The organism is Christiangramia sediminis, assembly GCF_020552705.1.
Taxonomy (GTDB): domain Bacteria; phylum Bacteroidota; class Bacteroidia; order Flavobacteriales; family Flavobacteriaceae; genus Christiangramia; species Christiangramia sediminis.
In genome coordinates this window covers 76,244-89,438 of sequence record NZ_JAJBZG010000004.1, presented here as the reverse complement: position 1 = coordinate 89,438, position 13,195 = coordinate 76,244, and the positions used below count along the sequence as shown (strand labels likewise).

15 protein-coding genes are annotated in these 13,195 nt (G+C 38.7%); 12 read left to right on the top strand and 3 right to left on the bottom strand.

Going from position 1 to position 13,195, the window contains the following annotated elements; genetic code table 11:
* Positions 1 to 2 precede the first annotated feature (2 nt).
* The 3 genes from LGQ90_RS08875 to LGQ90_RS08865 are packed head-to-tail and all read left to right on the top strand — an operon-like array spanning position 3 to position 2,984.
* On the top strand, positions 3 to 929 hold the full coding sequence (locus tag LGQ90_RS08875) for a mechanosensitive ion channel family protein (RefSeq protein ID WP_229340248.1): 927 nt from the start codon (positions 3 to 5) through the stop codon (positions 927 to 929).
* Positions 922 to 1,818, top strand: a complete 897-nt coding sequence (locus LGQ90_RS08870; RefSeq protein WP_229340246.1) for a DUF6268 family outer membrane beta-barrel protein — start codon at positions 922 to 924, stop codon at positions 1,816 to 1,818. Before LGQ90_RS08875 ends, LGQ90_RS08870 begins: the two co-directional genes overlap by 8 nt.
* A complete protein-coding gene (locus LGQ90_RS08865) occupies positions 1,818 to 2,984 on the top strand; it encodes a sigma-54-dependent transcriptional regulator (protein WP_229340244.1) in 1,167 nt (388 codons plus the stop codon). Before LGQ90_RS08870 ends, LGQ90_RS08865 begins: the two co-directional genes overlap by 1 nt.
* On the opposite strand, the gene LGQ90_RS08860 is transcribed toward LGQ90_RS08865, so the two are convergent.
* Positions 2,981 to 3,586: a hypothetical protein gene (locus tag LGQ90_RS08860; protein ID WP_229340242.1), complete on the bottom strand. Its 606-nt coding sequence runs from the start codon at positions 3,584 to 3,586 to the stop codon at positions 2,981 to 2,983. The genes LGQ90_RS08865 and LGQ90_RS08860 overlap by 4 nt on opposite strands.
* A gap of 79 nt (positions 3,587 to 3,665) precedes the next feature.
* On the opposite strand from LGQ90_RS08860, the gene LGQ90_RS08855 reads away from it, so the two are divergent.
* The 5 genes from LGQ90_RS08855 to LGQ90_RS08835 all read left to right on the top strand — a co-directional run bounded on the left by LGQ90_RS08855 (position 3,666) and on the right by LGQ90_RS08835 (position 8,296).
* Positions 3,666 to 4,550, top strand: coding sequence for a PPK2 family polyphosphate kinase (locus LGQ90_RS08855; RefSeq protein WP_229340240.1), 885 nt, complete (start codon positions 3,666 to 3,668; stop codon positions 4,548 to 4,550).
* A gap of 57 nt (positions 4,551 to 4,607) precedes the next feature.
* On the top strand, positions 4,608 to 6,029 hold the full coding sequence (locus LGQ90_RS08850) for a M20/M25/M40 family metallo-hydrolase (protein WP_229340238.1): 1,422 nt from the start codon (positions 4,608 to 4,610) through the stop codon (positions 6,027 to 6,029).
* An 82-nt stretch (positions 6,030 to 6,111) separates the two neighbouring features.
* Positions 6,112 to 7,473 carry an MATE family efflux transporter gene (locus tag LGQ90_RS08845; protein ID WP_229340236.1) on the top strand — a complete coding sequence of 454 codons (1,362 nt, stop codon included), beginning with the start codon at positions 6,112 to 6,114 and terminating at the stop codon, positions 7,471 to 7,473.
* Positions 7,474 to 7,483: 10 nt separating this feature from the next.
* On the top strand, positions 7,484 to 7,714 hold the full coding sequence (locus LGQ90_RS08840) for a hypothetical protein (protein WP_229340234.1): 231 nt from the start codon (positions 7,484 to 7,486) through the stop codon (positions 7,712 to 7,714).
* A complete protein-coding gene (locus LGQ90_RS08835; RefSeq protein ID WP_229340232.1) occupies positions 7,715 to 8,296 on the top strand; it encodes a phosphatase PAP2 family protein in 582 nt (193 codons plus the stop codon). It abuts the gene before it with no gap.
* Here the strand turns inward: LGQ90_RS08835 and meaB are convergent.
* Positions 8,282 to 9,358 carry a methylmalonyl Co-A mutase-associated GTPase MeaB gene (meaB, locus tag LGQ90_RS08830; protein WP_229340230.1) on the bottom strand — a complete coding sequence of 359 codons (1,077 nt, stop codon included), beginning with the start codon at positions 9,356 to 9,358 and terminating at the stop codon, positions 8,282 to 8,284. The two genes, LGQ90_RS08835 and meaB, sit on opposite strands and share 15 nt — an antisense overlap.
* 103 nt (positions 9,359 to 9,461) lie before the next feature.
* On the opposite strand from meaB, the gene LGQ90_RS08825 reads away from it, so the two are divergent.
* A complete protein-coding gene (locus LGQ90_RS08825; protein WP_229340228.1) occupies positions 9,462 to 9,887 on the top strand; it encodes an organic hydroperoxide resistance protein in 426 nt (141 codons plus the stop codon).
* Between the two features lie 11 nt (positions 9,888 to 9,898).
* Here LGQ90_RS08825 and LGQ90_RS08820 read toward each other — a convergent pair whose 3' ends face one another.
* Positions 9,899 to 10,486 (bottom strand): DUF2911 domain-containing protein, encoded by a 588-nt coding sequence (locus LGQ90_RS08820; protein WP_229340226.1) that lies wholly within the window; start codon positions 10,484 to 10,486, stop codon positions 9,899 to 9,901.
* A 176-nt stretch (positions 10,487 to 10,662) separates the two neighbouring features.
* Here LGQ90_RS08820 and LGQ90_RS08815 point away from each other — a divergent pair, with 176 nt between their 5' ends.
* The 3 genes from LGQ90_RS08815 to LGQ90_RS08805 are packed head-to-tail and all read left to right on the top strand — an operon-like array spanning position 10,663 to position 13,184.
* Positions 10,663 to 11,208 carry an RNA polymerase sigma factor gene (locus LGQ90_RS08815; protein WP_229340223.1) on the top strand — a complete coding sequence of 182 codons (546 nt, stop codon included), beginning with the start codon at positions 10,663 to 10,665 and terminating at the stop codon, positions 11,206 to 11,208.
* Entirely contained in the window at positions 11,192 to 11,803 is a 612-nt protein-coding gene (locus LGQ90_RS08810) for a hypothetical protein (protein ID WP_229340221.1), read from the top strand. Before LGQ90_RS08815 ends, LGQ90_RS08810 begins: the two co-directional genes overlap by 17 nt.
* Positions 11,754 to 13,184, top strand: a complete 1,431-nt coding sequence (locus LGQ90_RS08805; RefSeq protein WP_229340219.1) for a DUF4097 family beta strand repeat-containing protein — start codon at positions 11,754 to 11,756, stop codon at positions 13,182 to 13,184. The genes LGQ90_RS08810 and LGQ90_RS08805 overlap by 50 nt, the downstream gene beginning before the upstream one ends.
* Positions 13,185 to 13,195 lie beyond the last annotated feature (11 nt).

Genomic DNA, 13,195 nt, shown 5'->3' with positions numbered 1-13,195 from the left:
GTATGCAGGATCAATCAGCTACAGAAAAAGTTACGGAAGTAATTGAACAGGACATTTGGGGTCTTATAAAAGATTTCTGGAATGCCGGTTTCAGTTACAATATTGGTAGTGAAGAAATAAAAATAACTGTAGGATTAATTGTTCTTATAGTATCAACCTTCCTGATTACCAGTATAGTTCTTAGGGTTATTAGATCTTTTATCACCTCCAAATTGATGGAGGAAGATAAAATGAAATTCATAAGTGTATTTAAGTTCATTAAATACTTTGTGTATGTAGTGGTCATACTCATCACCTTAAGTTCCACGGGTGTTGATGTTACCATACTTTTAACAGCTTCTGCGGCCTTATTCGTGGGTCTTGGTCTTGCACTTCAGGAATTGTTTCAGGATGTAATTGGAGGTATTTTTATAATCCTGGATAAGTCTTTGCTCGTTGGAGATGTAATTGAACTCGAAGGCAGGGTAGCCAGGGTTTTTGAGATCAAGCTCAGAACTACCAGGGCGCTTACCAGGGATGACAAGGTAATGATCATTCCCAATCATAAATTCATAAGTGATACCGTTTATAATTACACTCAAAATCATAAGACCACGAGAGAAGTGGTTAAAGTAGGTGTTGCCTACGGAAGTGATGTTGAGAAAGTAAGAGAAGTTTTACTGGAATGTGCCCGGGAGCAAAAGGGGATTTTGAAAAAACCTGAACCATTTGTGCTTTTTGAAGATTTTGGAGATTCCGCTTTACTGTTCGGTCTGCACTTTTACATATCAGATAGTTTTGTGGATCCTAAAGTGAAGAGTGAATTGAGATTTAAGATCAATAACAAGTTTAGATTGAACAATATCACCATTCCGTTCCCGCAAAGAGATGTACATATGTTCTATCCAAGAGGGAGAGAGAACACTGATGAATTGAGCGATGATGTATAAAAAACTGTCATTATTATTCTTTTTATTATTTAGCCTGAGCGCTTTTTGTCAGTCGACAGATCTGGCACGACTGGAGTATACCTATTTCCCTCAGAAAAATTCTGATAATTCCTTCCGCAGAATGCGGGCGCAGGTGGCCTTTCCTATTGCTTTAAAAAAAGAGGGCTCCTATTTGATCCCAGGTCTGGAATATCGTAATGTTCAGTTTAAATATGAAGATCCTGAAGTGTTTGATACCCGGGACCTGGATAGATTTCAGAGCTTTACGGCTTCTCTGGGTTACACCTTTAAAATGAACGATTTATGGAGGTTTGGGGCTGAAGGAGGCGTAAAGCTGGCCTCTAACTTCGCGCAGTCTGATATTTTACAGGATGATCTTATTTATACCGGTGCAGTATATTTTATTAAAATAAAAGAAGACGAGAGATATTATGAGCCGTGGAGACTTATTCTCGGGCTACAGTATTCTACCACCACCGGCTTTCCTTTTCCATTGCCCATTGTGAATTACTATAAAAGATGGGATGAGAAATGGTCTTATATGCTTGGGATTCCAAAATCCAATTTAAAGTATTATTTTAATGGCAGGCAGGAAGTTCAGTTATTTCTAACCCTGGATGGTTTTTTCTCTAATATTCAGAATAATTTTGATACCACTCCTGGAAATAATACAAATGATCCCATTGCAGAAAGTATGTCTATGACCATTCTTTTAAGCGGACTGGGATATGAATTTAGTTTTACAGATCATCTAAAGTTTTATGTCTATGGAGGGCATACTTTAATAAATGATATAAGATTCAGGGACGCAGACAGGAATAATATTTATACCATCAACGAAACAAACACATTTTACGCTAGAAGCGGATTAAAATTTACAATATTATAATGGCAAAAATTCTATTAATAGAGGACGAAGCATCGATAAGAAGGGTTCTTAATAAGATCCTAACCGAAGAAAGTAAGGATTATGAAGTGACAGAAGCTGAAGATGGACTGGAAGGAATGGAACTGGTTAAGAATGAAGATTTTGATCTTATCCTGTGCGATATTAAAATGCCAAAAATGGATGGTGTTGAGGTATTGGAAGCAGTAAAAAAGATAAAGCCGGAAATTCCTGTAGTCATGATCTCAGGTCATGGTGATCTTGATACCGCTGTAAATACCATGAAGATCGGAGCATTTGATTATATCTCGAAACCACCAGATCTTAACCGTCTCCTCAATACAGTTAGAAACGCTTTAGACCGAAAAGAACTTGTAGTTGAAAATACAAGACTAAAGAAGAAGGTGAGCAAAAATTATGAGATGATTGGTGAATCTGATGCGATTCATAATATTAAGGATATGATTGAAAAGGTGGCCCATACCGATGCCCGTGTTTTAATTACCGGGCCAAATGGTACGGGGAAAGAACTGGTTGCACACTGGCTGCATCAAAAAAGTGATCGTTCTAAAGGACCCATGATAGAAGTGAATTGTGCGGCCATCCCTTCAGAATTGATCGAGAGTGAACTTTTTGGTCACGTAAAGGGAGCTTTTACCTCGGCCAATAAAGATAGGGCGGGGAAGTTTGAAGCAGCAAATAAAGGAACCATATTTCTTGATGAGATTGGAGATATGAGTCTTTCAGCTCAGGCAAAAGTCCTTAGAGCACTTCAGGAAAACAGGATTTCAAGAGTAGGTAGTGATAAGGATATCAAGGTAGATGTTAGAGTAGTTGCCGCGACTAATAAAGATCTTAAAAAGGAGATCGAAGAGAATAATTTTAGAGAAGATCTTTATCACAGGCTGGCGGTGATCCTCATTGAAGTACCGGCCTTGAAAGATAGAAAAGACGATATCCCGCTACTGGTTGATTATTTTAGTGAAAAGATCGCCCAGGAGCAGGGAACTAATAAAAAAGAATTTACGGCAGATGCTATAAAGGTGCTAAAAGAAAGCGAATGGCGCGGAAATGTGCGTGAACTTAGAAATGTCGTAGAGAGATTATTTATTCTCGGAGGCAAAGAGATTAGCGATGAAGACGTAAAACTCTTTGGAAGCAGGTTCTAAGGTCTCTTGTTTCTAGGATTCTTTGGGTTATATTTTAGAAAATACATGGTGTCACCACTTGGGTGATCCCATTCATGAAAAAGATCAAAACCAACCCGTTGGTAAACGATAGCATTCGTTCTTCCGCGGGTTTCTGCATATAGCTCCAGTCCGGTATCATGAGCGGTCCTGAAAAAAATATCTTTCATGTCTTTTCCAACCTGGGTGTCTGCACCACGAGAGTCTTTAAGAATTCCCCAAAACCAGCAGTATAAATATTCTCCTTCCTGGGGGCGTTGATTCTTAATATATTTTTGTGTTTTTAAAATATCCAGTGCATTCTTAATACCCGTGACATTCACCACAAGTTTTAATTGCGCCCATAGATCTTTCCAAATATTATCGTCTTTCTTGCTGGTTTTAAAAAGAATTGCAATTCCCTGGCGATTTTCAGAAACGATAAGCGCATCTTTTTCAATAGCCTTGTCTACCATATGTGTAGCCAGATATTCAAATCTTTTATCGGTCTTTCCATCTTTTTTTACAATATCCATGGAAGATGGAATCTCTTTCAAAAGTGTGGTAACCTTTTGTATTATATCTTTTCTTTCGAGTTTGTCCAAGCTGAAAAATTATTTCCTGCGAAGATAAAAAAATTAACTCTTATAAAGATTGTATATTGAGGGGAGAATATATTTAGGTATGAAAGAAGTAAAATATTCAGCATTTAAAGTTGTAAAAAATATAGATCTGCATAAGACCGCGACAAAAATTGATCTTAATGCATCTGAAGATAAGATCAAGGATGAAATGAAGGAAATCAGGAAAGATCTTGGAGACTGGCAGGATATACTTTATGCCCATAAAAAATACTCCGTACTTATTTGTCTGCAGGGAATGGATACTTCGGGGAAAGACAGTTTGATCAGAGAAGTTTTTAAGGATTTCAACAGTCGGGGAGTGGTAGTACATAGTTTTAAGGTGCCTTCAGAAAAGGAATTAAAACATGATTATTTATGGAGGCATTATATAGCCTTGCCAGAACGAGGTAAGTTTGGGGTCTTTAACCGAACGCATTATGAGAATGTTTTGGTGACAAGGGTTCATCCAGGCTATATTCTCAGTGAAAATTTACCCGGAATTAATAGTAAAAATGATATAACCGAGAAATTCTGGGATAAGAGATTTGAACAGATCCAAGAATTTGAAAACCATATTGCCGAAAATGGAACTATCATTTTTAAATTTTTTCTTCATCTTTCCAAAGAGGAGCAACGGCAGCGGCTTTTAAGAAGACTTGATAAACCTAATAAGAACTGGAAATTCTCTCCCGGAGATCTAAAAGAAAGGGAGTTATGGGATAAATATCAGTATTGTTACCAGGATGCGATCAATAGGACTTCTACTGAAAAAGCGCCCTGGTATATAATTCCTGCTGATGATAAAGATACCGCCAGGTATTTAGTAGCAAATATTCTTTATTCAGAACTTAAAAAGTATGATGATGTTAAGGAACCTGAATTAGCTCCCGAAATTAAGAAGAATATTGATGAATACCGGGCACAATTAAAACATGAAAAGAATTAATCAGACTTCGCATAAATTAAAAAAATGCTGTTAATTAGCGGCAAAATTAGTAGTCCAATGAAATCATTCTGTCTTTTTCTCATCCTGATCCTTTCGGGAATAACTGTATCCGCACAGACCAATTATACTGCAGATTCTCTCAATATTAGAAAAATTTACGACATGTCCCTCCTTAACGGGAAATCTTATAACTGGCTGGATCATTTATCTAATGAAATTGGAGGTAGATTATCAGGTTCTTTTAATGCGCAACAGGCCGTGGAATATACCAAAGCAGAGCTTGAAAAACTTGGACTGGATAAGGTCTGGTTACAACCGGTGATGGTACCAAAATGGACCAGAGGCGAAAGAGAGTTCGCTTATGTTCAAACGGCTCCTGGAGTAACCCGAAATGTAAATATCACAGCCCTTGGTGGTTCTATTGCTACCCCGGCGGGTGGAACCAAAGCGAAGGTGATTGAGGTACAGGGTTTAGAACAATTAAAAGAATACGGCAGGGAAAATATAGAAGGAAAGATCGTTTTTTATAACCGGCCCATGCGCGCCGATCTTATTCAAACTTTCGATGCTTATGGTGGCTGTGTAGATCAGCGATATTCGGGGGCAGAGGAAGCTGCGAAATATGGCGCGGTAGGGGTGATCGTAAGGTCCATGAATTTAAGAATGGACGATTTTCCTCATACTGGCTCCATGAGTTATGGCGATACGCCTGAAAATAAAAGAATTCCGGCAGCTGCCATCTCCACCAACGATGCTAAATATTTAAGCGGAATTCTGAAAATTCAAAAGGACCTGGAGCTTTATTTCAGGATGAATTGTGAGAATCATGAAGATGTGAAATCTTATAATGTAATTGGTGAGATTACCGGATCTGAAAATCCTAAAGAGATCATGGTAGTTGGCGGCCATCTGGATTCATGGGATCTTGGTGACGGTTCTCATGATGATGGAGCCGGGGTGGTGCAGTCTATGGAAGTACTTAGATTATTCAAGGAAATTGGATATAAACCGAAGAAAACCTTACGAGTGGTTCTTTTTATGAATGAAGAAAACGGCTTACGTGGCGGTAATAAATATGCTGAGGTGGCAAAATCAAAGTCTGAAGATCATGTTTTTGCGCTGGAAAGTGATGCCGGCGGATTTACCCCCAGAGGTTTTGGGATCACTGCTACAGATGCTCAATTTGAAAAAATCCTATCCTGGAAAAAATTATTCAAACCCTATTTGATTCACTATTTTGAAAGAGGCGGCGGGGGTGCAGATATTAATCCGCTTAAGGATGAGAAGATTGTACTGGCTGGTCTAAGACCCGATTCCCAGCGTTATTTTGATTATCATCATGCCGCAAATGATACCTTTGATAAAGTGAATAAAAGAGAACTTGAATTAGGTGCCGCCACCATGGCTTCCCTGGTTTTTTTGGTAGACAAATACGGTTTTAATAATATAAATAAAGAAACCTCTGAGCTAGCCGATTAGTTCCAATCGGCTTAAAAGATTTTATTATTATCGCTTTAAAAGAAACTTAAAGCATCTACCTTTGCAGACCTAAAATTTAGTTTTGCAGCTTTCAGCCTACACCAAAGAATTCGGTAAAAACCTTCATATCGCATATCCTGTTATGCTTGGACAGCTGGGTCATGTTATGGTGGGGCTGGTAGATAACCTGATGATAGGGCAGTTGGGGGCCGCGCCTTTGGCCGCTGTTTCTCTTGGAAATGCACTGGTTTTTATTGCCATGTCCATGGGAATTGGTTTTTCTTTTGCGATCACGCCTTTGATTGCTGAAGCTGATGGAGCCGATGATCTCGAAGGCGGAAGAAGTTATTTTCATCACGGGCTTATTCTTAGCACTATTAATGGGTTGCTTCTTTTTATCCTTCTCTTAATTGCAAAACCTGTTCTTTATTATTTAGATCAGCCGGAAGAAGTGGTAGAACTGGCAATTCCTTATCTCAATATCGTAGCCTTATCAATGTTACCATTGATGGCTTTTCAGGCATTTAAGCAATTTGCAGACGGGCTGTCACAAACCCGCTACGCCATGTACGCTACCATTCTTGCCAATGTTGTGAACGTGGTATTTAATTATTTACTTATCTATGGGGTCTGGTTTTTTCCAAGACTGGAACTGGAAGGAGCAGCCTGGGGAACATTGATTTCCAGATTTTTTATGCTTTGGTTCGTCTGGGAAATATTAAGACGAAAATCCAAGTTTATTGAGTACTTCAAATGGTCTAAAAAAGAAATGTTGCAGTGGTCTATTTTTAAAAGAATTCTTTCTTTAGGATTTCCTACGGCATTACAGATGCTTTTTGAGGTGGCCATCTTTACAGGCACTATTTTCTTAGCTGGTAACCTGGGAACTAATCCCCAGGCAGCAAATCAAATTGCTCTCAACCTTGCTTCTATGACCTTTATGATTGCCGTAGGTCTCGGGGTAACTGCAACTATTCGAGTAGGTAATCAGGTTGGCTTAAAGAAATACCGTGAGTTAAGAAGGATAGGATATTCTATTTTCCTCCTGGTCTTTCTTATTGAGGCCGTATTTGCCATTCTTTTTATTCTCCTGAAAGATATTTTGCCGGTCTTCTACATAGATAATGTGGAGGTGATCTCTCTGGCCGCTCAATTGCTAATTATCGCAGCTTTATTTCAGCTAAGTGATGGAATACAGGTAGTGATCCTGGGAGCATTGAGAGGATTGCAGGACGTGAAAATCCCTACGGTGATCTGTTTTATTTCTTATTGGATCATTGGCTTTCCGGTAAGCTTTTATTTTGGTCAGGCAGATCAGTTAGGCAGCATGGGAATATGGCTTGGATTACTTGCAGGATTGACATCCTCGGCAATATTGTTATATTTCCGCTTTAATTACTTAAGCCGAAAACTAATTCGAACCAAAGAAACTTTAATAGCATAATAAAATATATATGGAACTTCCAAAATTTATACTAGGTGACAATACCGACCTTCCGGAATCAATTTTCGTAATTCATACCGAATTTCCAAGATTCATTATAGACCTTAAAGATGATGAGGTGGAGTGGCTGGAAGATTTTGATAAGGATGATGAAAAAGAACTTTCCAGTGAGGCAGAATCCTTGATCACTCAGGCAAATGAGTTTTACGATCGCGAAGTGAACAGATACGAAGACAGTTAAATGGAGAAATTAGCCGAATTAGACCGGGAGCTTTTTTTATTTCTGAATAATCTTGGTTCAGAGACCTGGGACTGGCTTTGGATTACCATTAGCGATAAATGGATGGCGATTCCTCTATATGCCATATTACTTTACCTGATCTTTAGAAAATTCGGTTGGAAACCTACTTTGATCACGATGGTAGTGATAACATTACTGATAACGGCTACAGATCAACTGGCTAATTTATTCAAACACGGTTTTGAAAGACCCAGACCCTGCCGGCAGGAAGGAGTGATGGAATATGCGAGGTTTGTCGCGGAAAGATGTGGAAGATTTGGTTATTTTTCGGCACATGCAGCGAATTCTACCGGAGTAGCGGTTTTCTTAAGTCTTCTATTTAAAAAGCACTATCCTAAACTCTTTGTATTTCTGCTAATATGGGCGGTAGTAGTTTCGTATAGTAGAATTTACCTGGGAGTTCATTATCCCGGCGATGTAATTACCGGAATGTTGATAGGCGCAATATTCGGATACCTCCTTCATCTGCTTAGAAAATTCCTTATCGCAAAAATTTTAAAGAAAGATCTAGGCCAGGCTTAACAGATGTTTTGCTGCGGCAAAGGCTGTGGTCTGATTTTTTTCAATTAGTTCTAATTGTTCCTTTAAAGCAGTCTTTATTTTGGTGTCTTCATAGAACCTGCTTTTCAGGTAATCATTAATAGTTTGATACAGCCAGAACTTATTCTGTTCTAGTCTATTATGCTGAAAAAATCCATTCTCATCTACCTTGGCTTTAAACTCAGTGATCATATTCCAGATATCAGAAACGCCTTCGTTGTATAATGCACTACAAAGTTTTACTTCAGGTTTCCATTCACTTTCTTTAGCAGGATAAAGTTGAAGCGCCCGGTTAAATTCAAGTTTGGCTTCCCTGGCTGGTTTTTGATTTTCTCCATCTGCTTTATTGATCACGATCGCATCGGCCATTTCTACAATTCCTCTTTTAATTCCCTGTAATTCATCCCCGGCACCGGCGAGCTTTAATAATAAGAAGAAATCGGTCATACTGTGAACGGTAGTCTCGCTTTGTCCAACTCCCACCGTCTCGATCAGGATCACGTCGAACCCAGCAGCTTCACAAAGAAGGATGCTTTCTCGGGTCTTTCTGGCAACTCCTCCTAATGAATCACCACTGGGGGAAGGCCTTATAAAAGCATTGGATTTGGTGACCAGTTTTTCCATTCGGGTCTTATCTCCAAGAATACTTCCGTGAGAGACAGAGCTGCTTGGATCCACAGCAAGTACAGCCACCTTTTTCCCCTGATCTATCAGGTAAGAACCCAGGCTTTCAATAAAAGTACTTTTTCCCACACCAGGCACTCCTGTTATTCCAATTCTAATAGACCGGTGAGCATGAGGTAAGGCTCCTTCAATAAGAAATTCAGCTTGTTTTTGATGAGTTTTCTGGTTACTTTCTATAAGTGTAATACCTCTTCCCAAAGCAGTTTTATTTCCCTCCAATAAATCTTTTAAAAGATCTTTTTCAGAAAATTTATTCTTCCTGAAATTCCTGATCTTTTTGGCAGATTCGGGACTAACATTTGCTGAAGCAGGTTTACTTCCAGACTCGCTTAAAGCTGATTTTTGTTGTTCTTTACTCAAAATAGGGCTGAATATTTATGACAAAATTATGAATTCTCGTTTCAGGCATCCTCAAATGCTTGGTATATTGAAGCAAACTAAATTACTTAAATTATTTTACGCAATGAAGAATTTGTATAAAACTAAAGTTACTACTCATGGGGGTCGTAATGGACATACTCGCAGTGAAGATGGTATTCTAGATATGGAGCTTAAAATGCCCAAAGAAATGGGCGGCGAAGGCGGAGACTATTCTAATCCTGAGCAACTGTTCGCGGCGGGATATTCATCCTGTTATGGCAGCGCTTTAGAGGTGGTTGCTAAAAAGCATAAGGTAGACCTTGGCGAATATAGCGTTACTGCTGTAGTTAAATTAGGGCAAACAGAGTCTGGAAACCTTCAGCTTTCAGTAACCCTGGATTCTTATATTCCGGGAGTAGATGTTGAGACAGGTGAAAAGCTGGTAAATGAAGCTCATGAGATCTGTCCTTATTCCAGAGCTACCAGGGACAATATAGATGTTACTCTTAATTTACTTTTAGACGAATAGAAAGTTAAATATTATTCAGTATAAGAGGTGCCTGTTGGCGCCTCTTCTGTTTTTAAAGGCACACTTACACTGGTTTCATCCCAGGCCAGGACCATATTCACAAATTCTCCATTTTGTTCGAAGAGAATGGTGAACTGCTCAATTACAGAATCCAGTTCTTCCACCGGTCTTTCCAAAACAAGCGAATCAAATTTAGAGTCACGGTAGGCTTCTTTATCCAGGTTTATTCCCCAGGGATACATTTTTGAGTTAAAGATAATCTTCCAGCTATTCTCCATGGGGATTGTCCATAAAGTATATTTTCCAGCTTCCAGCAAACTACCATCCACCAGGATATCTGTATTGGTTTCAAAAGTAGTCGCTTCATTAGCTCCTGTTCTCCATACTTCATTATACGGAACAAGATTCCCGAAAATTTCCCTGTCTTTCTTATAAGGCCTGTTATAGAAAACTTCAAGTTTTAGATCAGCTTGCTCATAGATTATGGTATCCTGAGGACTATGGGCCTTGGTGGTATATCTTAAAATAAAAACTATAATAAGCCCAAGAAAGACAACAATCCCTCCAATTTTAAGTATAAGCTTAGTATTTCTGCTCATCGTATTTTTTTTAGAAAAAAGACTTTTCAAAAATTCAGCCATAATTGATAACCAGGCAGATTTTAATTTTAAATGTATGAATATCAAATGAATTTGAAATTTTTTTCGGAATTTTTGCAACGCGAGACTTTTAGTATCGTCTTTAAAGTGAACTAACCCATCAAAAACCAATTAAATTGATACAGCATAAGCTAATAGAAGCTTGTATACAGAACAACCGGCGGGCTCAGTTGCAGCTGTACAACAAATATTGTGACGGGATGTATTATGTGGCATTGCGATTTATGAAAGATAGCATGGAGGCAGAAGATGCAATGCAGGAAGGGTTTATTAAAGCCTTTGCAAAATTACATCAGTTTAACGGAGAGGTAACATTTGGGGCCTGGCTTAAACGAATCGTTATCAATAAATGTCTGGACAAGCTGAAAGCAAAAAAACTGGAATTAGTCGCGATAAACGAGCAGACCCTGGGAACGGTAGAAGATGAAGATAACTGGGAGGTGGAAGATGGAGTGAGTGTGGAAGAAGTAAAAAAGAAAATGCAGAAGTTGCCCGAAAAATATAAATATCCCCTGATGCTGTTTCTGGTAGAAGGTTACGATCATGAAGAGATCAGTGAAATTTTGAATATCACACAAGTAGCCTCCAGAACACTGGTGCATAGAGGGAAAAAGAAATTACAGGAAGAACTTAAAACATTAAGCAATGGGACAGGATATTAGAGAGATGTTTCGCAAGGAGGAACAGGTAGGAAAGGAAAAGCTTAGCATGGGGCATCAAAAAAGATTTGAAGCCAGGTTGGAAGAGGCACTACCCGCAGAGAAGAAGAGCAATTACAGTTCTTTTCTTCAGATAGCTGCAGTGATCGTCGTTGCCCTGGGAATAGGTGCTTTCTTCTTATTCAATAATGATCAAAACCCGGTTCAGGATAACCATCAAATTGTGGAAACACCGGCAGAAGAACCTGTTGAAGATAAGAGTGTTCCAGCTACCGAATACAGGTTGAGTGACGTTTCACCTGAATTCAAAAAAATAGAAGATTATTATATGGCGAGTGTGAATATTCAACTGGCCAAGCTGGAAATGACTCCGGCTAACAAAGAACTTATAGATGCATTTATGAAGAAACTGGAAACCCTGAATGAAGAATATATAGCGTTGAATGCTGAAATTCAGGAAACCGGTTTAAATGAGGAAACAGTGGAAGCGATGATCGCGAACTTACAGCTGAGACTGGATCTTCTTAAAAAATTGAAAACAAAATTAAATGAAATTAAACAATCAAAAGACAACAGATATGAGAACTATCAGGCTTAAATATGTGATGCTATCACTGTTTTTTATCACAGCGGGAAGTTTTGCTCAAACAAAAAAGCTGAGCAAAAACTATAAAACTTCACCCGATGTGAATGTAGAACTCGATTCCCGCCATACCAACATCATCATCGAAAACTGGGACAGGAACGAAGTGCAGATTGAAGCTTATCTTGAAGGAGATACAGGGGATAAACAGATGACAAAAAAACTCCTGGATTCCTGGAAGCTTGAAACTTCAGCTTCCAATGGAAAGATAAACATTGAATCTGGCGGGAGTGTGAACTGGAATATGGATATGGACATGGATTTGGGGATGGCCCAATTACAACCCGCCTTATCTGAATTACCCGAAATGTTAGGTCCTTTAATGGAAAATCTCGTAGGACCGATACTGAACAATATCGCTGAAAATCCACTTCCGCCAGGTTTTGCTGAAGATATGAAAGGGATGAAATTCGATTATGAAGCCTATAAAAAGGATGGTGACAAATACCTTGAGAAATGGGAATCAGATTTTGAGAAGAAATTCGGAAAGGAATACGAAGTCAAAATGGAAAAATGGGCAAAAGAGATGGAGAAGAATTCTGAAAAATGGGAGAAAGAATATGAAGTGAAAATGGAGGCCTGGGGCAAGGATTTTGAAAAAGATATGGAAGTATGGGGAGAAGAATTCGGTAAAAAAATGGAAGCCTGGGGCGAACAGTTTGGAAAACAATTCGAAGCCCAGATGGAAAGTGGTGAAAATTCTGTATTCATTATGGAAAATGGAAAAGGGATTAAATCCAAAAAAACCATCAAACTAAAGATCCCAAAAGATGCAAAACTGGAACTTAATGTTCGTCACGGCGAGCTTAAACTGGGAAGTACTATAAAAAACCTGAAGGCCGATCTGTCACACAGTCGGCTTTCAGCTAACCGAATATCCGGAAAAAACACCAATATAAAGGCCTCTTATACCCCGGTAAAGGTGGCTTTCTGGGATTATGGGATTCTTTCTACTGACTTTGTAAAGAACTGCCATATAGATAAGGCGGTAAGCATTAAGCTGAATTCCAATTCCAGTGATGTGGTGATCAATGAACTTCAAAAGACCGGGGTATTAACCGGTTCTTTTGGAAAGCTTGACATTAATAATCTGGGGGCAGATTTTGAAACTTTAAATATCAGTCTTGAAAATAGTGATCTTGAGTTGAATTTACCTGATACAGCTTTCAATTTTAGTTTTAACGGGATGCAAAGTTCCATAAAGCATCCTTCAGGTTTGAAATTGAAGTCTACCAAATCTTATGATAATGAGATCCTTAACGGATATAATAAATCGAGGGAAGGAAATTCCAATATCACTATAAAAGCTAATTTTAGCGATGTATTGATAAATTAAAACTTAGCTGT

Bases quoted from the DNA above. Each gene is read 5' to 3' on its own strand.
- LGQ90_RS08825 (WP_229340228.1), top strand. From the start codon at position 9,462: ATGAAGAATTTGTATAAAACTAAAGTTACTACTCATGGGGGTCGTAAT.
- LGQ90_RS08870 (WP_229340246.1), top strand. From the start codon at position 922: ATGTATAAAAAACTGTCATTATTATTCTTTTTATTATTTAGCCTGAGC.
- LGQ90_RS08835 (WP_229340232.1), top strand. From the start codon at position 7,715: ATGGAGAAATTAGCCGAATTAGACCGGGAGCTTTTTTTATTTCTGAAT.
- LGQ90_RS08805 (WP_229340219.1), top strand. From the start codon at position 11,754: ATGAAATTAAACAATCAAAAGACAACAGATATGAGAACTATCAGGCTT.
- LGQ90_RS08810 (WP_229340221.1), top strand. From the start codon at position 11,192: ATGGGACAGGATATTAGAGAGATGTTTCGCAAGGAGGAACAGGTAGGA.
- LGQ90_RS08865 (WP_229340244.1), top strand. From the start codon at position 1,818: ATGGCAAAAATTCTATTAATAGAGGACGAAGCATCGATAAGAAGGGTT.
- LGQ90_RS08875 (WP_229340248.1), top strand. From the start codon at position 3: ATGCAGGATCAATCAGCTACAGAAAAAGTTACGGAAGTAATTGAACAG.
- LGQ90_RS08840 (WP_229340234.1), top strand. From the start codon at position 7,484: ATGGAACTTCCAAAATTTATACTAGGTGACAATACCGACCTTCCGGAA.
- LGQ90_RS08820 (WP_229340226.1), bottom strand. From the start codon at position 10,486: ATGAGCAGAAATACTAAGCTTATACTTAAAATTGGAGGGATTGTTGTC.
- LGQ90_RS08850 (WP_229340238.1), top strand. From the start codon at position 4,608: ATGAAATCATTCTGTCTTTTTCTCATCCTGATCCTTTCGGGAATAACT.
- LGQ90_RS08855 (WP_229340240.1), top strand. From the start codon at position 3,666: ATGAAAGAAGTAAAATATTCAGCATTTAAAGTTGTAAAAAATATAGAT.